Annotated in this window: 20 protein-coding genes; 10 read left to right on the top strand and 10 right to left on the bottom strand. The window is 67.0% G+C overall.

Translation table 11 applies throughout. The features are described 5' to 3' along the window. Positions 1–169: 169 nt before the first annotated feature. On the bottom strand, positions 170–649 hold the full coding sequence (locus ACZ5IQ_RS16345; RefSeq protein ID WP_212811320.1) for a nucleoside deaminase: 480 nt from the start codon (positions 647–649) through the stop codon (positions 170–172). Positions 650–667: 18 nt separating this feature from the next. After that, positions 668–1,348 (bottom strand): LuxR C-terminal-related transcriptional regulator, encoded by a 681-nt coding sequence (locus ACZ5IQ_RS16340; RefSeq protein ID WP_212811321.1) that lies wholly within the window; start codon positions 1,346–1,348, stop codon positions 668–670. Positions 1,349–1,799: 451 nt separating this feature from the next. On the opposite strand from ACZ5IQ_RS16340, the gene ACZ5IQ_RS16335 reads away from it, so the two are divergent. From ACZ5IQ_RS16335 to ACZ5IQ_RS16325, 3 genes are read left to right on the top strand one after another with little or no spacing between them, the layout of a single operon-like run. Continuing rightward, entirely contained in the window at positions 1,800–2,408 is a 609-nt protein-coding gene (locus ACZ5IQ_RS16335; RefSeq protein ID WP_371824572.1) for a PaaI family thioesterase, read from the top strand. Between the two features lie 12 nt (positions 2,409–2,420). Continuing rightward, positions 2,421–3,128 (top strand): EthD domain-containing protein, encoded by a 708-nt coding sequence (locus tag ACZ5IQ_RS16330; RefSeq protein WP_212811323.1) that lies wholly within the window; start codon positions 2,421–2,423, stop codon positions 3,126–3,128. Beyond that, entirely contained in the window at positions 3,125–3,895 is a 771-nt protein-coding gene (locus ACZ5IQ_RS16325; protein WP_212811324.1) for an enoyl-CoA hydratase/isomerase family protein, read from the top strand. The genes ACZ5IQ_RS16330 and ACZ5IQ_RS16325 overlap by 4 nt, the downstream gene beginning before the upstream one ends. A gap of 2 nt (positions 3,896–3,897) precedes the next feature. Here the strand turns inward: ACZ5IQ_RS16325 and ACZ5IQ_RS16320 are convergent, their stop codons facing one another. Continuing rightward, positions 3,898–4,086, bottom strand: a complete 189-nt coding sequence (locus ACZ5IQ_RS16320; RefSeq protein WP_020100208.1) for a (2Fe-2S)-binding protein — start codon at positions 4,084–4,086, stop codon at positions 3,898–3,900. Beyond that, complete coding sequence (locus tag ACZ5IQ_RS16315; RefSeq protein WP_212811325.1) at positions 4,086–4,721, bottom strand: fatty-acid--CoA ligase; 636 nt, start codon at positions 4,719–4,721, stop codon at positions 4,086–4,088. Before ACZ5IQ_RS16315 ends, ACZ5IQ_RS16320 begins: the two co-directional genes overlap by 1 nt. Positions 4,722–4,994: 273 nt before the next feature. Here ACZ5IQ_RS16315 and bfr point away from each other — a divergent pair, with 273 nt between their 5' ends. Continuing rightward, a complete protein-coding gene (gene bfr, locus ACZ5IQ_RS16310; RefSeq protein WP_212811326.1) occupies positions 4,995–5,474 on the top strand; it encodes a bacterioferritin in 480 nt (159 codons plus the stop codon). A gap of 113 nt (positions 5,475–5,587) precedes the next feature. Further along, positions 5,588–6,070 (top strand): carboxymuconolactone decarboxylase family protein, encoded by a 483-nt coding sequence (locus ACZ5IQ_RS16305; RefSeq protein WP_212811327.1) that lies wholly within the window; start codon positions 5,588–5,590, stop codon positions 6,068–6,070. Between the two features lie 7 nt (positions 6,071–6,077). On the opposite strand, the gene ACZ5IQ_RS16300 is transcribed toward ACZ5IQ_RS16305, so the two are convergent. After that, positions 6,078–6,521 (bottom strand): nuclear transport factor 2 family protein, encoded by a 444-nt coding sequence (locus ACZ5IQ_RS16300; protein ID WP_020100212.1) that lies wholly within the window; start codon positions 6,519–6,521, stop codon positions 6,078–6,080. Then, positions 6,511–8,310, bottom strand: a complete 1,800-nt coding sequence (locus ACZ5IQ_RS16295) for an N-acyl-D-amino-acid deacylase family protein (RefSeq protein ID WP_212811328.1) — start codon at positions 8,308–8,310, stop codon at positions 6,511–6,513. The genes ACZ5IQ_RS16300 and ACZ5IQ_RS16295 overlap by 11 nt, the downstream gene beginning before the upstream one ends. Positions 8,311–8,434: 124 nt before the next feature. Here ACZ5IQ_RS16295 and ACZ5IQ_RS16290 point away from each other — a divergent pair, with 124 nt between their 5' ends. Together ACZ5IQ_RS16290 and ACZ5IQ_RS16285 are read left to right on the top strand one after the other, a co-directional pair. Beyond that, positions 8,435–9,346: a dienelactone hydrolase family protein gene (locus ACZ5IQ_RS16290; protein ID WP_212811329.1), complete on the top strand. Its 912-nt coding sequence runs from the start codon at positions 8,435–8,437 to the stop codon at positions 9,344–9,346. Next, entirely contained in the window at positions 9,343–9,729 is a 387-nt protein-coding gene (locus ACZ5IQ_RS16285; RefSeq protein WP_212811330.1) for a cupredoxin domain-containing protein, read from the top strand. Before ACZ5IQ_RS16290 ends, ACZ5IQ_RS16285 begins: the two co-directional genes overlap by 4 nt. A 4-nt stretch (positions 9,730–9,733) precedes the next feature. On the opposite strand, the gene ACZ5IQ_RS16280 is transcribed toward ACZ5IQ_RS16285, so the two are convergent. Then, a complete protein-coding gene (locus tag ACZ5IQ_RS16280) occupies positions 9,734–11,017 on the bottom strand; it encodes a cytochrome P450 (RefSeq protein WP_212811331.1) in 1,284 nt (427 codons plus the stop codon). A gap of 81 nt (positions 11,018–11,098) precedes the next feature. Here ACZ5IQ_RS16280 and ACZ5IQ_RS16275 point away from each other — a divergent pair, with 81 nt between their 5' ends. After that, positions 11,099–13,027 carry a flavin-containing monooxygenase gene (locus ACZ5IQ_RS16275; RefSeq protein WP_212811332.1) on the top strand — a complete coding sequence of 643 codons (1,929 nt, stop codon included), beginning with the start codon at positions 11,099–11,101 and terminating at the stop codon, positions 13,025–13,027. A 12-nt stretch (positions 13,028–13,039) separates the two neighbouring features. Here ACZ5IQ_RS16275 and ACZ5IQ_RS16270 read toward each other — a convergent pair whose 3' ends face one another. Further along, a complete protein-coding gene (locus ACZ5IQ_RS16270; protein ID WP_212811333.1) occupies positions 13,040–13,456 on the bottom strand; it encodes a DUF6188 family protein in 417 nt (138 codons plus the stop codon). Between the two features lie 56 nt (positions 13,457–13,512). Then, complete coding sequence (locus tag ACZ5IQ_RS16265; RefSeq protein ID WP_212811334.1) at positions 13,513–13,719, bottom strand: hypothetical protein; 207 nt, start codon at positions 13,717–13,719, stop codon at positions 13,513–13,515. Positions 13,720–14,074: 355 nt separating this feature from the next. On the opposite strand from ACZ5IQ_RS16265, the gene ACZ5IQ_RS16260 reads away from it, so the two are divergent. Together ACZ5IQ_RS16260 and ACZ5IQ_RS16255 are read left to right on the top strand one after the other, a co-directional pair. Continuing rightward, entirely contained in the window at positions 14,075–15,400 is a 1,326-nt protein-coding gene (locus tag ACZ5IQ_RS16260; protein WP_464480034.1) for a DUF7159 family protein, read from the top strand. A gap of 75 nt (positions 15,401–15,475) precedes the next feature. Then, positions 15,476–16,240 carry a L,D-transpeptidase gene (locus tag ACZ5IQ_RS16255; RefSeq protein ID WP_371824546.1) on the top strand — a complete coding sequence of 255 codons (765 nt, stop codon included), beginning with the start codon at positions 15,476–15,478 and terminating at the stop codon, positions 16,238–16,240. On the opposite strand, the gene ACZ5IQ_RS16250 is transcribed toward ACZ5IQ_RS16255, so the two are convergent. Next, complete coding sequence (locus tag ACZ5IQ_RS16250) at positions 16,230–16,979, bottom strand: helix-turn-helix domain-containing protein (protein ID WP_212814796.1); 750 nt, start codon at positions 16,977–16,979, stop codon at positions 16,230–16,232. The genes ACZ5IQ_RS16255 and ACZ5IQ_RS16250 overlap by 11 nt on opposite strands. Positions 16,980–17,080 lie beyond the last annotated feature (101 nt).

Below are 17,080 nucleotides of genomic sequence, written 5' to 3'. Positions count from 1 at the left end.
CGACAGTATGCGGTGATCCTGAGTGGTGGCCAAAAGCGGGAGCCTGCCGTCTCGGGGGTAACGGCAGGCTCCCGTACTGAATAGTGAAGCACCCGGGACGTCCGGTTCCTCGTCTCGATGCCGAAGAGTGACGTCGCAGTTGGCTAACGGTTCGGACTCGGAACAGGGCTCACGGCCGGAAGCAGGCCGCGTACAGCTCCTTCATGGTGTCGGCGAATTCATCGACGGGGCCGTCGACGGGCACGCCGGGCGCCACGGCCGAAATGGGCAGCGCCGCAACGGGGGAGGGTGCCACGCCCCATTCGCCGAGCCAGCCGCCGAGTTGCGCCGACGACGTGGCGTAGACGATGCGGCCCAGCCCCACCCAGGCGTGCGCGGCCGAACACATGGGGCAATGCTCACCGGAGGTGTAGGTAACCGCGGCGGCGCGCTGCGCGGGATCGAGATTGGTTGCCGCCCAACGGGCGATGGCGAATTCGGGGTGCTGGGTCTGGTCTCCGCCGGAAACCCGGTTGCGGTCCTCGAAGACGACGACGCCGTCGGCATCCACCAGCAGCGAGCCGAAAGGTTGGTCGCCGTCCTCCAGCGCCTCACGGGCCAGCTCGACGCAGCGGTTCAGGTGGCGCAGATCATCGGCGGTGACGGTCATGGCGTGAAGTTTACGGAGTCACAGATCGTCGATACTGATGATCCGATCCTGGATGGCGCGTGCCACCAGCGCGGCTTTCGTGCCGGCCGGGCGGCCGGCGGCGATGTATTTGGCCCGGATGCGCTGCAGGTGGGTGCGCACGGTACTGGGCGCCAGGAACAGTTGCTGCGCGACGAGTTCCTTGCTGTCCGTCCGGAACCACGCCAGGAGCACCTCCTGCTCGCGTGGCGCCAGGACCGGGCGCAGACAGAAATCCCGGTCGTCGAGAGCGGCGGCCACGTTCGGCCCGACATAGGGGAACGGGGTCACGGCTGCCCGGATGGCCTTGAGCAGGTGCTCCCGGCCTTCGGTCTGGATGAGGTAGGTCCGGGCGCCCGAATCGATCGCGGTGCGGATGACGTCGCGGTCGGTGAGATGCGAATACACCACGACGTGGTAACCGCGGTTGTCGAGATCACGCACGGCGGCGAGACTGTTGGCTTCGTCCGCCTTGAGTCCCAGGACGACCACCTGGGCGTCGTCTTCGGGCACGGGCCGTCGCCGCAGGAACTCCTCGGTGTCGGCGAAGTAGGACGTGGCCGTCGCGCAGAGTGCGTGGTCGTCACGGAGCCAGGCCGCGATGCCGGCATGGACGACTTCGTACGAGTCGACGACGGTCACGCGTGAGACCTGACATCCAGCGAACGGATCGATCCGCATCGGCCTGAACTCCTTCACAACCGGATCCCGCCGGCTCGCCGGCAGTATCCGGGATCGCATTGCCGTGTTGTCCGTCGAAGTTTGCTGCGTGCACGCCGGCGGCACCTGTGCCGAACTCTAGTGCGCGGGTGTGACGATGTACAGCATTCCGGACAAAGGTGCGAATGTTTGGCAATTGCGCGGCACATCGACGTGGCGATGTGCTACCACGGCGCGTGATGGGCGCGGGATCGCGGAACGACGGTCTCGGTAAATCGGCTTTCCGGCATCCTGTATCGCATTTGCTGTATCCATGTTTCATGGTTGCTACGGCCAGTGCGATCCGCGGCGGTGGTTCGGCTGCCGATAGTCGCCGTGGCCACGGCGAAAACTGTTGGCGCGCAGGCAGTGGGACCCCACCCTCGACAGCCTGATTAGAACGTGTTCTAGTTCAAGGGTGCTCGAGGACACCATGCAGAAGCTGAGCGCCGACGAGGTGGCGCGGATGCGAGCCGTCTACGAACCGCTCACGCAGTCCGTACGCGAGCTCATCGATGCCACCATCCGGACAGAGGTCGGAGCCGCGGCCATCGCCGCCGTGCAGGCCGAGATCGACGCCGCCACCGCCCAGCTCCGCGCGCAGCAGCTCGAGGGTTCGTTCGGCATCAGGTTCGGCGCGCAGGGCAGTGAAATGCCCTGGGGCAATGCGGTGATCGGGGTTCGAAACCCGATCGCGCCGCCCGTCGTCCTCATCCGGGCTGCCGACGGCAGCGTGTCGGCCGACTTCCATCTGGGCGCCGCCTACGAGGGCCCGCCGGGCCACGTTCATGGCGGGGTGTCGGCGATGGTCCTCGACCACGTCCTCGGCGAGGGGGCGAGCCTGCCGGGACAGCCGCGGCTCACCGGCACCCTCACCATGCGCTACCGGCGCATGACGCGGCTCGGCGATCTGCACGCCGAGGCCCGCATCGTGCGGACCGAGGGCATCAAGACCTACGCCGTCGGGCACATCGCCGATGCCGAGGGCATCACGGTGGAGGCCGAGGGCGTGTTCATCACGCCGCGCTGGGCGCGGGACTGACGGGGAGATTCGATGGAGAAGGTCATGGTCACGCTGCGGCGTGACACCGCCGACGACGCCTGGTGCGAGCGGCTGCGCACCGAGGTTGCCGGGGAATTGCTGGCGCTGGGGTTGCCCGGATTGGCGGTCAACGTCAAAGACGGCGCCGTCCGGGACTCGCTGATGCTGCTGACGACGCTCGACCCGCCGGTGGTCGCGGTGATCAGCATCTGGACGCAGCAGTACTACGGCGCGCAGATGACGGCCGCGCTGGAGCGACTGCGGGCCGAATGCACCGAACTGGCCGCATATCTGGTCACCGAGTCGGTCCCGCTGGCCGGCCCGGCAATCGTCCTCGGGGAGCGCACCACCGGCCTGGCGAACATCGCGCTGCTGCGCCGTCCCGAAGACATCGACGAGCGAGAGTGGTTCCGCCGCTGGCACATCGACCACACCCAGATCGCGATCGACACCCAGTCCACGTTCGGCTACACGCAGAACGCCGTGGTCCGTTCGCTGACGCCCGACGCCCCGGAGCTCGGCGCGATCGTCGAGGAGCTGTTCCCCATCGAGGCGACGACGAGTCTGCACGCCTTCTTCGGCGCCGCCGACGATGCCGATCTGGCCGACCGCGCCGGAAAGATGGCCGCGAGTACGTCGGCCTTCGGCGCCAACGTCAACATCGACACCGTGCCCACCAGCCGCTACATCATGCGCAACCCGTTTGGAGACAACCTGTGACCGACCCCGCCGCGCTCGTTCAGATCGACGACACCAACCGGGTCCGGACCCTGACCCTCAACCGGCCCGACGCACTCAACGCGTTCAGCGAAGCGCTCTACGACGCCACGACGATCGCGCTGAAGGAGGCCGCGGCCGATCCGGAGGTCTCGGTCGTCCTGCTCACCGGCGCCGGCCGGGCCTTCAGCGCCGGCAACGATCTGGTCGAGATGCAGGAGATGGTCAACAATCCCGAATATCAGATGGGGGAGTACGGCTTCCCGGGCCTGATCGAGGCGCTGACGGCGTTTCCGAAGCCGCTGATCTGTGCGGTGAACGGCGTCGGCCTGGGTATCGGAACCACCATCCTCGGCTATGCCGATCTGGCGTTCATGTCGACGACGGCGCGGCTCAAATGCCCGTTCACCAGCCTGGGCGTGGCGTCGGAGGCGGCATCGTCGTATCTGCTGCCGCGGTTGATGGGCCGGCAGAACGCGGCCTGGCTGCTGTTGTCATCGGAATGGGTGAGCGCCGAGGAAGCGCTGCGCATGGGCCTGGTGTGGCGGGTGTGTGAGCCCGACGATCTGCTGCCGGAGGCCCGTCGTCATGCGGAAATCATTGCCTCGCGTCCGCTTTCGAGTCTCATGGCCGTCAAGCACGCGATGGTCGAGCCGACGCGCGACGCGATCGTCGCGGCGACGCAGCGCGAGTCCGGTCAGTTCGCCGAGTTGCTCGGTGGGGCCGCCAATGCCGATGCGCTGAGCGCATTCGTGGGGCGCAAGGGGTAGCGCTAACCCGCTTTGTGCACCGGACAGTCGGTGCGGGCCGCTTCGATGATGGCCCGCACGGTACGGCGGCAGCGGCCGCAGTCCAGGCCGGCGCCGCATTTCTCGGCGATCTGCTTCGACGTGGTCGCGCCACCCTCGACGAGTTCGGTGACGACCTGGCTCGTCACTCCGGTACACAGGCAGACGAACATCAGCCGGCCGCCTCGATCGACGTGATGTGCGCCAGGGTCCCGACGAAAACCGTTGGATAGACGCCGAATCCGGCGGCCGACATCCATTCGGCGGCGGCATCGGGGTGATCGATCCAGCGCCGGGCGGCAGTCTCGTTCACGATCTGCTGCAGGATCAGCACCTCGTGGCCGTCGTCGAAGGCCCGGTACACCCAGACCTTGCACACGCCGGCGTCGCGGAACCGGGCGGCGGCGTCGTGCACCTTGTCCATGAGGGCGGGGACGTCCTCGACCGCGGTCACGACGCCGACGACGACGGACGCGACGGCATGCTGGCCCGGCGGGGGCTCGGCGATATCGACCTTCTCGACCACTTCACCGGCGAAGATCGCGGGGATGTCGTCCACGCCCGAGGCATCGAAGAATTCGAATATCGCCGGCGAACGCAGAACTTCGCGGACGGAATTTGCATTACGAATTCCGACGGTGGCCAATACCCGGCCCGGTTCCCACAGTGATGAATATACGACGACGTGGTGTGCGGAAAGCTCGGTGAGAATCGACCGATGCGATTTCACCCGCTCCCACATGGATTCCACATCGTCGACACGAAAATCAGCGGCAAGAATGAGCGAGTGCAACGGTTGCTCGCTCATCGGCTCCTGCCATTCCGGGTCGCTCGGGTCCGCGGACGGGCGCCGCGGGGGTTAGTGCAGTCTAACCTTACTTAGGGCAGCCAGTCCATAGCTGCTGGCCAGCAGTGGAGTCGTGGATCTGGATACCGGGGATTCGGGATCGAATCGGGGGGGCGAAACACCCGCCGAACCGGTCGCCGACAAAGGGTCACTCGACTAGGTTTGGAACAGGCACGTTGTTGTTCCGCGCCAGTGACACTTGACCCAGCCCGATGGTGTTTTAAAGGAGCCGAAATGCAAGGCGACCCCGAGATCCTCAAACTGCTCAACGAGCAATTGACGAGTGAACTCACTGCGATCAATCAATACTTCTTGCATTCGAAGATGCAGGACAACTGGGGCTTCACGGAATTGGCGAAGCACACGCGTGAAGAATCGTTCGAGGAAATGCGCCATGCGGAAACCCTCACCGATCGCATCCTGTTGCTGGACGGCCTCCCCAATTACCAGCGGCTGTTCTCGCTGCGGATCGGGCAGACCTTGCGCGAGCAGTTCGAGGCCGACCTGGCCATCGAGTACGAGGTGGTCACCCGCCTGAAGCCGGGCATCATCATGTGCCGCGAGAAGGGTGATGCCACGAGCGCGAACATCTTCGAGGCCATCCTCGCAGACGAGGAAGGTCACATCGACTATCTGGAGACGCAGCTGGAGCTCATGGACAAGCTCGGCGGGCAGCTCTACGCGGCACAGTGCGTGTCGCGCCCGCCGTCATAGGCGGTCCCGGTCGAACACGGCCTCGCCCTTCGGGGCGGGGCCGTTGTCGTACGCCGGGAATTTGTCCGCCGAAAAACTAGAACTTGTTTCAGTTTTGGCGTAGCGTGCGAAAAGTGAGCCGAATCGGAGATTTCACCGACGAAGACGTAACCGCCTGGGTGGTCAAGTCACCCGACATCGGCACGGCCATGGCCGGTTTCACCAACGCCGTCTACACCAAGGGCCGCCTGCCGCTGCGTGTACGTGAACTGGCCCGCGTGGTGATCGCCCTCGACAACGAGTGCGTGGTGTGCCAGAACACCCGCGATTCGGCAGCCGAGGCGGAGGGCGTCGACGAAGACCTCTACAACCACGCCGGCGTGTGGCAGACCTGGCCCGGCTACTCCGAACAGGAGCGCATCGCCGCCGAGTTCGCCTACCGTTTCGCTTCCGACCACACTGGGCTGCGCGACGACGAAGACTTCTGGGCCCGTGCCGCAGAGCATTTCAGCGACGAGCTGATGACCGACCTGGCGCTCTCGTGCGCCATGTGGCTCGGCATGGGCCGCATGCTGCGGACCCTCGACATCGGTCAGGCCTGCAAGATCACCCTCTGAGAGGGGTCTAGACCAGTCCGGTCGCGTCGAAGATCCACGACATGTCAGCGGTCGCGAAATTCTCCAGCCAGGACGGCGGCGCGAAGTTCGACAGCGCGCCCATGTCCCAGTAGTCCTTCCACAGCGTCACCTTGCCGTTCTCGACGCGGTGCACGGTGACGAACTTGAGGATCGCGGATTCGCCGGTCTCCCAATGCCATTCCTCGTGATGCTCGTACATGGCATCGGCGCCGTTGGTCAGCAGCAGGCCGTCGAAGTTCTCATACGATGCCAGCGGCTCCAGGCCGATCTTGAGCCGCTTGACGATGTCCTCGGGCCCGCGCGCGGCGGCGGCCGGGCCGACCGGCATGTCCAGGTAGATGCAGTCGTCGGACACAAAATCCTTCAGTCGCTCCCAGTCCCGCGCCGACAGCGCCTGCCACAATCCGTGGACCGTATCCTCAACCGACACTGGCGAACTCACCTTCCTTGGCGACGGGCAGGGCGGGGGTCTGACGGGCGAACCGTAGGAAGCGGCCGGTGCGGGTGGTGCCGACGAGATCGGTCGGCACCCCGTTGCGGACGACCTGCTGGCCACCGACGAACACCGCGGCGACGGTGGCGTCGTTGCGGTTGACCATGCGGGACAGTCCGCCGTACTGCGCCACGGGCTCCTCGGCGTAGGCGTCGAGCGCATCGTCCAGCCGCTCCGGGTCGATGACGACGAGGTCGGCGCGGTCACCGACGCGCAGATGTCCGGCGTCCAGGCGGTACCAGTCGGCGAGTTCGCCGGTCAGCCGGTGCACGGCCTGCTCGACGGTCAGGAAGGGCGTACCGGCGCGCTCGGCGTCGCGCACGTGCCGCAGCAGGCGCAGGCCCATGTTGTAGAAAGCCATGTTCCGCAGGTGCGCACCGGCGTCGGAGAAACCGAGCTGGATGCCGGGGTCGCGCGCCAGTTTCTTGAGCACCTCGGGGCGGTGGTTGGAAATCGTCGTGCGCCAACGGACATCGCGGCCGTATTCGAGTACCAGGTCGAGGAAGGCGTCCACCGGATGCAGCCCGCGGTCGACGCCGACCTGACCGAAGGTCTTGCCGATGAGGGACTCGTCGGGGCAGCCGACGATCTCGGCGTCGAAGAAGTCGCGGTGCCACACCCGTACGCCGAACTTGTTCTCGTAGTCCTTGCGGAACTCGCGGCGGTACTCGTCATTGCGCATGAGGTCGTTGCGCTCGACCTCGTCGCGCAGGTGCAGAGCCGCTGCGCCCGAACCGAATTCCTCGAACACCACGAGGTCGATACCGTCGGCGTACACCTCGAACGGTACGGGCAGGTGCTGCCACCGGAAGTTGCCGCCGAGCTTGTTCACCAGCCTGGCGACCGGTCCCATGATGGTGATGGCGTACGGGTTGGCCTTGATGTCGGCGGCCGACAGCAGGCTCGTCTTGAGGTTCTCGCGGAACAGGCCGAGCGACTGGGCCAACTGCGACACCAGGTTCAGCGGGTTCTGCAGGTCCGGGCCTGACTGCAGGATGCGGCCCGAGCGGCGCAGCTGCGTCTTGAGCCGGCGGAGCTCGCGGGCCTTGGCGTAGGTGGACGGCAGGGTGCGCGACCGGCAGGTGTCACCGTCGATCTTGTCGAAAAGCAGCTGCTGCGAGGACATTCCGACGAACCCGGCCTGCAGTGCGGCCGCGAGCATCTGTTCCATCTCGGCCTGCTCGCCGCGGGTGGGCCGGACGTCCTTGCGGGTGGCGCGGTCCAGGCCCATGACGGCGGTGCGCATGTCGGAGTGGCCGATGAACGCGGCCACGTTCGGTCCCAGCGGCCGGTCCTCGAGTGCGTTGATGTAACCCTCTGCGGTGTCCCAGGTCTTGTTCTCGTCGACGGCGGTGATGACGTGGTCGCGCGGGATGGCCTCCACCCGGCCGAACAGGTCACCGGCGTCTTCGCCGCCGACATGCACCGTGGACAGCGAGCAGGAGCCGAGCATCACGGTGGTCACGCCGTGCCGCAGCGACTCGGCCAGGCCGGGGCCGGCCAGTACCTCGACGTCGTAGTGCGTGTGGATGTCCAGCAGGCCCGGCGTCACCCATTTGCCGGTGGCATCGACGACGTTCGGGCATCCGGTGTCGTCGAGGTCCACGCCGATCGCCACGACGTGTCCAGCGCGGATTCCGATGTCCCGGACCGCGGAAGGCGCGCCGGTTCCGTCGAACCAACGGCCATTGCGGATGATCGTGTCGAACGTCGTTGCAGAGGTCACCTAACTATAGAAGCGTGCCGGTCAGGCCCATGTCAATGAAAAAGTGAACACTTTCTAGAAAATGTCTACTCGTCCTGGGGAAACCTTGTGACGTCGCTCAGGATCAGGGCGGATACTGGCTCGGGTGACCCCCTTGCAGCGGTACATCGCCGAGGAAATCGCCACCGACCACGTCGACGGATTGCTGTCCCGTCGTGAGGCGCTGCGCAGGCTCGCGCTCCTGGGCGTGGGTACTGCGGCCGCCAGTGCGCTGATCGCGGCCTGCGGTGAGAATCGAGGCACCACTGCGGCCACCACGTCGAGCCCGACGTCGGGCAAGCCGTCGACCGAGCCCGGCCCACCGCCCGGTATGGAGAACGCCGTCCAGCCCGCGCCCATCACCTGGGCCGACGGCAAGCTGCAGGGATCGTGGGCCGCGGCCGCCCAGCCACGCGGCGGCGTCCTGGTGATCCACGAGAACAAAGGCCTGAACGATTGGGTGCGGTCGGTCGTCGGCCGCCTCGGCGGTATCGGGTACTCGGCGCTGGGCATCGACCTGTTGTCGGCGCAGGGCGGCACCGCGGCCTTCGCCGATCCGGCCGAGGCCACCGCGGCGCTGGGCAAGATTCCGCCCGACCAGTTCGTCGCCGACCTGCGGTCCGGGCTCGACGAACTGCAGCGGCGGACGCCCGGCGGGAAACTCGCGGTGCTCGGATTCTGCTTCGGCGGTGGGCTCACGTGGCAGCTCCTGGCCGCCGGCGAGCCGAGGCTCTCGGCGGCGTTGCCGTTCTACGGTCCGCTGCCCGACCCGCACGACTTCGCCGGCTCGAAACAAGCTGCGGTGCTGGCCTTTTACGGCGCCAAGGACGCGCGCGTGACGGCGAGCAAGGACGCGGCGGCAGCCGCGCTCGAGCAGGCCGGCATGGTTCATCAGATCGTCGTGGAGCCCGACGCCGATCATGCGTTCTTCAACGACTCGGGCCAGCGGTACAACCCCACCGCGGCCGCCGACGCCTGGGCGCAGACGCAGTCCTGGCTGCAGAGGTACCTGGCATGACGACGACGCGCGTCCCGGCGGTGCTCGTGGTTGCGGCGGCACTCGCCACCGCGGTGACCGCCGCCTGTTCGGCTCCGGTCCCGGCGCCCAACAGCACTCCGACGACCAGCGCGGTGCCGGTGACCGGCCCGGTGCAGGGACCGGCCATCACCATCACCGCGCTCAACTTCGGCGACCCGCTCACCGTGCCTCCCGGCGCAAAGATCACCGTCGTCAACAGTGACGACGTCGCGCATACCGTGACGTCAAAGGTCAAGGGGCAGTTCGACGTCAAGGTCGGCGGCAACGCGCAGGCGACGTTCACCGCACCCACCACGCCGGGCCGCTACCCGTACTACTGTGTGTATCACCCGGGGATGGTCGGTGTCCTGATCGTCCAGTAAGCGGTCAGCGCGGGGGCGTCCAGCTGACCGGCAGGCGCTTGATGCCGTGGATGAACTGCGACCACAACCGGTCGGGCTCGTCGGTGGCCGTCAGATCGGGGACGCGGCGGTGAATCTCCTCGAACGCCACCGCGATCTCGCGACGGGCCAGATTCGCGCCCAGGCAGAAGTGTGCGCCACCGCCGCCGAAGCCCAGGTGCGGATTGGGGTTGCGGTGTACGTCGAACAGCCACGGGCGGTCGAATTTCGCCTCGTCCCGGTTGGCCGAGCCGTACCACAGCGTAACCTTCTGCCCGGCTTGCATTTTCACGCCGCTCAGCTCGAAGTCCTGCGTCAGGGTCCGGCGCATGTACACGACGGGGGAGGCCCAGCGGATGATCTCCTCGACCGCCGTGGGTGCCACCGCGTCGTAATCGGACCACCACTGGTCCCGCTGCTCCGGGAACCGGCTGAGCGTCAGCACCCCGTGGCTGATCGCATTGCGCGTGGTCTCGTTCCCCGCGACCACCAGCAGGATGAAGAACGACGCCACCTCGCTCGAGGTGAGTCGTTCGCCGTCGACCTCGGCCTGCACCAGGGCGGTGGTGAGGTCGTCGTGGGGGTTGACGCGCCGGTCATCGGCCAAGGCGGTGGCATAGCCGCCGATGTCCATGGCGCAACGGAAGAACTCCTCGTAATCGGTGGTCAGATCGGGATCGCCGAAGCCGAGAATGATGTTGGTCCAGTGGAAGATCCGTTCGTGATCCGGCTCCGGGATGCCCATCATGTCGCAGATGATCTGCAGCGGCAGGGGACCGGCCAGGTCGGCCACGATGTCGCCGTGGCCGTCGGGATGGCGCTCGATCATCGACTCGACCAGACTCCGCGCCCGGTTGCGCACCGAGGCCTCCGTCCGCGCCACCACTTTCGGGGTGAACGCGCTGCGCACGATGTTCCGCAGCCGCGTGTGCCGCGGGTCGTCCATCACGATCATCGAGCCGAAATACTCGGCCAGTTCCGGCGTCTGCTCGGGGATCGTGATGCCGTCGGCGGAGCTGAAGATGTGTGGGTGGCGGCTGGCGAAGAACACGTCGTCGTAGCGCGTGAGGGCCCAGTGGCCGGGGCCCGTTTCAAATCCCTCCTGGGCCAGTTCGCCGTGGAAGGCGATGGGTGCCTCGCGCCGCAGCGTGGCGAACGCACCGTCCCGGAACCCGTCGTTCCGGCCCCAGAACCGGACCGAACCGAGGTCGATGTCGGACAGTGCGAGGTCCGCCGGCGGTGCGCCGTTGTCGAGTAACGCGATGGCCATCCTCGGAGCGTAAAGCCCGGTCGTACCGCACCGCGGGAGAATCGGCTGCGAACTGTCCACCGGACGTGATAGTTCCTTGTGGTGCGCAACCCACATGCAGGACAACCGTTTACGACCTCCGATGAGGACATCGCCCGCGCTCTGCTGGACGTCAGCATCCCCACGCTGATGCTGTCGCTGGTGCACATGTCCGGTGATCCGGAGCTGATCCGCGGTGCCCTGCGCCCTGCCGGGCTGTTCCTCAACGAGGTCCAGGGCTACATGTCCGAGGACGACAAAGCGGCGGTGCGTGCCCTGGCGCTGAAGGTGATCACCGACTACCGCGACCGCGGCTGCCCCGAGCCGGAACCGATCGGCGCCGAGCTGCTCAAGGAGATGATGGAGTGGCTGGTCTGCGAACCGGTCCCCGACGAATACGTGCCGATGGTGCTGGAGGAGATGGAGCTCGACGGTACGGACGTCCGCGCCGGCGCCGCCGGACGTGACGCCGGATCGGCCGCGGACTTTCCGGTCGTCGTCATCGGCTGCGGCGAATCCGGACTGCTCGCCGGTATCCGCTTGAAAGAGGCCGGAATTCCGTTCACCATCATCGAACGCGCCGCCGGTGTCGGTGGCACCTGGTGGCACAACAGCTATCCCGGCGCCCGTGTCGATGTCGGAAACCACTTCTACTGCTACAGCTTCGAACCCAGCGACCACTGGACGCAGTTCTTCGCCGAACAGCCCGAACTGCAGGCGTATTTCGAACGCATCCTGGACCAGTACGGCATCCGCCCGCACGTGTGGTTCGAGACCGAGGTCACCGGCGCGACATGGGACGAGGCCACCGCGACATGGCAGGTGGCCCTCCGCACCGCGGACGGGTCGGCCGAGACGGTGTCGGCGCGCGCCGTCATCAGCGCCGTCGGGCAGCTCAACCGTCCGTATCTGCCGCCCATCTCGGGACGCGACGAATTCGAGGGCCCGTCGTTCCACTCGGCGCAGTGGGATCACGACGTCGACCTCACCGGCAAGCATGTCGCGATGGTCGGCGCCGGTGCCAGCGGCTTTCAGATCGCGCCGTCGATCGCCGGGAAAGTCGCTTCGCTCAACATCTTTCAGCGCACCGCGCAATGGATGTTCCCCAACCCCAACTATCACGCCAGGGTCGGCGACGGCGTCAAGTGGGCGCTGAAGCACCTGCCGTTCTACGGCCGCTGGTACCGGTTCCTGCTGTTCTGGCCCGGCTGCGACAAGGGTCTTGCCGCAGCGCGCGTCGACCCGGACTATCCCGACCAGCAACGCGCGGTGAGCGAGATCAACGATGTCACCCGAATCATGTTCACCGAGTGGATCAAAGGGCAGATCGGTGACAACCCGGACCTGCTGGCCAAGGTCATCCCCGACTACCCGGCGACGGGCAAACGCACGTTGCAGGACAACGGAAGCTGGCTGCAGACGCTCACACAGGACCACGTCGAACTCATCCGCACGCCCATCGCGCGCATCGAACGCGACGCCGTCGTGACGGTCGACGACCAGCGCCATCAGGCTGACGTCATCGTGTACGCCACCGGATTTCACGCCGGAAAAGTGTTGTGGCCCATGACCATCATCGGGCGTGACGGCCGGGTGCTGGCCGAGCAGTGGGGTGAACGGCCCACCGCGTATCTCGGCATCACGGTCCCGGGCTTCCCGAATTTCTTCTGCATGTACGGGCCCGGCACCAATCTCGCCAGTGGCGGCAGCCTGATCTTCCATTCGGAATGCCAGATGCGTTACATCGCAGAATGTCTGGACCTGCTGCTGGCCGGCCGCGGGCGGTGGATGGAACCGCGGCCCGAGAAGCTCGACGACTGGGTGCAACGCAGCCAGGCCGAGATGCGCACCATGGTGTGGTCGCAGCCGTCCATCCGGCACTCGTTCTACAAGAACGCCGACGGCGACATCTACACGCTCAGCCCGTGGCGTCTGGTCGACTACTGGACGTGGACGCGTACCGCCGACCCGGAGGACTACACCTTCGGGTGAGCGGCCGGCGCATCAGCTGTTGACGGCCTCGTCGTCCGGCAGGTCGTGCCGGACCACCCGCACGCGCCCGTGCGGCAGGCACGCGGCGTAGCCATGGTGCTTGCCGTAGAGCTCCCACGAGGTGTGTTCCTGGTCGGTGGGCACGTCGATGCGGTGTCCGTCGGCGAACGCCAGGTGCAGGCTGCCGTTGTCCTCCCACTCGGCGTGCGTGCATTTCTGGCCGGCGAAATCGAACAACGGCCGCTCTTGCTTGCGCACGTCGGCCGGGTTGATCGCGACGACTTCCTGCGGGTCGGTCTCGGTGGCAGGCAGGGTCAGGGCCAGCGGTGCCGAGATGACGAGCTCGTTGTAGTCCTCCAGGTCCAGCACCAGTCCGTCGCGGAAGGAGATCCGCTGCACTGCGCATCCTTTAATCCACTGTTCGGTCATAATCCACTGTGTTACGACCTGGCCCGCTGCGCAAGATCGCGCGGGGCAGCGCCGCGCTAGCGGTTGACGAGGGGGAAGGCGACCGCGCAGCCGGATTCGATGGAGTGCGTCCAGGCGTCCTGCTCGGCAGAGGCCCGCAGGTGGCGGCGCCGTGCGGTCCAGCCGCAGGTGCAGGTCGCATAGGACCAGCAGAGGCCGCGAACATGTACGCCCACTTCGCCGTGGGATACCGCGGTGGGCGTGGTGAGTGCCGGTGCCGTCATGATGCTGACCTCCTGGCTGGTCTTGCCGACAATTGTCCCGCCGCCCCGCCACGGGAACCAGTAGCGACAGGTCACAACTAGGCCACTGGATTACCGCATGTGCCTGCCGTCAAACCTCACGGTGACCGGCGGGCCACGCCGAGCGGCGGCGGCGAAGATGGCTAATACTGATAACGGTTTGAACACAGCGCCGTGGACGACTGGCAAATCATCGCAGGTCGGTGGCTTGCGGACGGGTGCGTTGTGGCCCGGGTAACGGGTAAGGTCACCGGTCAAAGGGTGGCTTGTCTCACCACGATTCCGGATAGTTCCCGCACGCCGAAGCGCGCGTCATCGCCGGTCGTGCGTCGCCACCATGCGTTTTTTTGAAGGGGTTGTTTGCGTGGACGCGGTGCTCGGTTTGGCCATGACTCCGTCATCCATGGGCCTGGTCCTGGTCGAGGGCAATGACGTCGACGGGTTCACCATGGACCACGACGCCGTCGAGATCATGAACTCCGGCGACGCCACCGCCGCCGTGCTGCGCAGCGAGGCCCTGGCGGCGACGCGTGGGCTGCGGCTCAAGTCGATCGGGCTCACGTGGAGCGACGATGCCGACGCCGAGGCCTCGATGCTCATGCAGTCGCTGTCCGAGTCCGGTTTCGACAACGTGGTGCCGGTGCGGTTCCCGGAGGCCAACGAGGCAGTGGCCCGCGGCATCGCCGACGCGCTGGGCTGTGGGACCACCGCGGTGTGCACCATCGAGCCCGAATTCGCGATCACCATGATCGTGCATGCGGCGAGCGGCGCCGTTCACACGGCCGTGAACCACACCATCGGCTCCCGCGCCGGCCTGACCAGCTGGCTCAGCGCGGTGTTCGCCCGCGCGGACTGGCAGCCGGAGGCACTCGTGGTCATCGGATCCGCCGGCAACTTCGAGGCCATCCTGCCGGGGCTGCAGGACGCGCTGTCGGTGCCGGTGTTCACGCCGGAAGAAGCGGATCTGGCCCTGGCCCGCGGCGCGGCGCTGGTGTCGGTGCGGTCGGGCGACTCCGACCTGTCCGAGCCGTACTACTTCGGTGACCAGCCGCGACCCGACGAATGGGCCGGCCAGGATTTCGGCTGGGATCCGACCTTCGATGCCTTCGAGCAGGAATTCGAGGGACCCGTCTTCGCGCCGACCGGCCGGCATCGGTCGAGCGGTTCCTCGCGGTGGGAGCAGCTGTCGAGCTCGCCCGCCCTGCCCCTGACCATGCTGGCCGTCGGGTCCACGGCGTTCGTGGCGTCGGTGTCGATGGCCGTCACGATGCAGTTCCTGCCGTCGCGCGGCGCCTCGACGCCCGTCACCAAGAGCCCGCGGCCCGCGGCCGCCGAGCAGGCGGTCGCGCCGGCCGAGCCTCCGGCGGTGCACGTGGCGCCCGCTGCCGAGCCGTCGGCCGAGCTGTTGGCGCCCGTCGAGGCGCCGCTGCCCGATGCGCCGATTGTCGAGCCGCAGGCGGCTCCCGTCGTCGAACCCGAACCGGCCGTGCACCCCGACGGTGTGCCGGCAGCCGACGCGCCGCCCGCGGCCACGGATATCCCGCCGGTGGAGATGCCGGCGAATTCGGTGGCGGTCGCAGTACCGGCCGACGCCCCGGCTCCGGCGGCCCCGGCGCCTGGCGATGTCGCCCCGCCCGCCGAGCCCGTCGCTCCGCCGCAGTAAACCCCGGAGTGCGGCTAACGAAAGTAACGCCGGCGTCGAACTACGATATGTAGTGAACGTATCTCGGACCTGAGGATGGACCCCTTGCCCAAAACTGTGCGTTATGCGCTGGCCGTCGCCGCATCTGCGGTGATGATGCTGAGCGGCCCTGTGGGTGCTGCCGTCGCGGCATTGCCCGAGTCCCTCCCGGTCGCCACGATCACGCCGAGCAGCGGCGACGTGGTCGGTGTCGGAATGCCCGTCACCGTGACCTTCGGTCAGCCGGTCGCCGACCGGGGGCGCGCCGAGCGCACCATCGAGTTCTCGTCGCCGAAGATGACCAAGGCGCCCGCAGGCACGTTCGCGTGGCTGGCCGACAACAAGGTGCAGTTCACGCCCAGCACCTACTGGCCGGCGCATTCGACCATCAAGGTGTCGGTCGGCGGGGCCAAACAGTCGTTCGGGACCGGAGCGGCCACCCTCGGCGTCGCGAGCATCAGCGGGCACACCTTCACGGTGAGCATCGACGGCCAGGTCGTGAAGACCATGCCGGCGTCCATGGGCAAGCCCAAGCACCCCACCCCGGTGGGTTCGTTCACGGCCATGTCGAAAGAAAGCCCCGTGGTCATGGACTCGCGGACCATCGGCATCCCGCTCAACGACCCTGAGGGCTACAAGCTGACGGTCTACTACGCGGTCCGGGTCACCTCGGGCGGCGTCTACGTCCACGCGGCTCCGTGGTCGGTTGCGCAGCAGGGCAATTCGAACGTGAGCCACGGCTGCATCAACCTGAGCACCGACAACGCGTCCTGGTACTACAACCAGGTGAACATCGGCGACCCGATCGTCGTCAACGCGTAGCGCTCTCGCGGATCGCCTGCGCCGTCGCGTCATCGGCGGGCAGGAACGCTTCGATGCTCAACTCCGCGGCGGTCAGGTCCAGCGCGGTGCCGAATGTGGTGACGGTGCTGAGGAATGTCAGCACCGTGCCATCCGGACCGTCGATCTCCAGCGGCACCGCGACGCCGCCGAGATCGGACGATGCGACGTCCCCGCCGGGGTAGGCCTCGATCTCGGTGAGCAGATCGTGAAGCTCGGCCGACGCGCTACCGGCGACTTCACGGCGCAGTCGGCCGATCACGTGGTGCCGCCACTGCCCGAGATTGCGGATTCGGGGAGCCAGACCATCCGGGTGCAGCGAAATGCGAAGGGCGTTCGGCGGATTCAGCAACTCGGGCGCCACGCCCTCGAGCAGCACGGCGGTGCCGGCGTTGGCCGCGACGATGTTCCACAGGTGGTCGACTGCCAGGCACGGGAACGGCTCGTATGCGGCGAGGACACGATCGATCCCGGTGCGCACCGCGCTCATCTCCGGGTCGTCGAGTGAGCGCTCGGCGTACACCGGTGCGTGACCCGCGGCCATGAGCAGCCGGTTCTGTTCTCGCGCAGGAACATTCAGCACAGTACCGAGCTTGAGCACCATGGCTCGGCTCGGCGTCGACCGGCCGGTCTCGATGAAGCTGAGATGGCGGGCCGACACGTCGGCCTCGATGGCGAGGTCGAGCTGGCTGATGCGCCGCCGCTGGCGCCACTGCCGCATGAGCTCTCCGAAGGGTTGCGGCGAACGTGTCGGGGCAGCGCTGGTGACGGTCACGAATCCAGTGTCGCGGTTGTGCGTCCCCGTGGCGACTACCTGCCAGG

Source organism: Mycobacterium toneyamaense (assembly GCF_055384815.1).
The sequence above is the reverse complement of the archived record's forward strand: the minus strand, read 5'-3'. Positions and strand labels throughout refer to the sequence as shown.

Coding starts and splice junctions, on each gene's coding strand:
- ACZ5IQ_RS16315 (WP_212811325.1), bottom strand. CDS start 4,721: ATGAGCGAGCAACCGTTGCACTCGCTCATTCTTGCCGCTGATTTTCGT.
- ACZ5IQ_RS16330 (WP_212811323.1), top strand. CDS start 2,421: ATGGAGAAGGTCATGGTCACGCTGCGGCGTGACACCGCCGACGACGCC.
- bfr (WP_212811326.1), top strand. CDS start 4,995: ATGCAAGGCGACCCCGAGATCCTCAAACTGCTCAACGAGCAATTGACG.
- ACZ5IQ_RS16280 (WP_212811331.1), bottom strand. CDS start 11,017: ATGGCCATCGCGTTACTCGACAACGGCGCACCGCCGGCGGACCTCGCA.
- ACZ5IQ_RS16340 (WP_212811321.1), bottom strand. CDS start 1,348: ATGCGGATCGATCCGTTCGCTGGATGTCAGGTCTCACGCGTGACCGTC.
- ACZ5IQ_RS16260 (WP_464480034.1), top strand. CDS start 14,075: ATGCGTTTTTTTGAAGGGGTTGTTTGCGTGGACGCGGTGCTCGGTTTG.
- ACZ5IQ_RS16270 (WP_212811333.1), bottom strand. CDS start 13,456: ATGACCGAACAGTGGATTAAAGGATGCGCAGTGCAGCGGATCTCCTTC.
- ACZ5IQ_RS16285 (WP_212811330.1), top strand. CDS start 9,343: ATGACGACGACGCGCGTCCCGGCGGTGCTCGTGGTTGCGGCGGCACTC.
- ACZ5IQ_RS16255 (WP_371824546.1), top strand. CDS start 15,476: ATGGACCCCTTGCCCAAAACTGTGCGTTATGCGCTGGCCGTCGCCGCA.
- ACZ5IQ_RS16345 (WP_212811320.1), bottom strand. CDS start 649: ATGACCGTCACCGCCGATGATCTGCGCCACCTGAACCGCTGCGTCGAG.
- ACZ5IQ_RS16320 (WP_020100208.1), bottom strand. CDS start 4,086: ATGTTCGTCTGCCTGTGTACCGGAGTGACGAGCCAGGTCGTCACCGAA.
- ACZ5IQ_RS16265 (WP_212811334.1), bottom strand. CDS start 13,719: ATGACGGCACCGGCACTCACCACGCCCACCGCGGTATCCCACGGCGAA.
- ACZ5IQ_RS16335 (WP_371824572.1), top strand. CDS start 1,800: ATGCAGAAGCTGAGCGCCGACGAGGTGGCGCGGATGCGAGCCGTCTAC.
- ACZ5IQ_RS16250 (WP_212814796.1), bottom strand. CDS start 16,979: ATGCGGCAGTGGCGCCAGCGGCGGCGCATCAGCCAGCTCGACCTCGCC.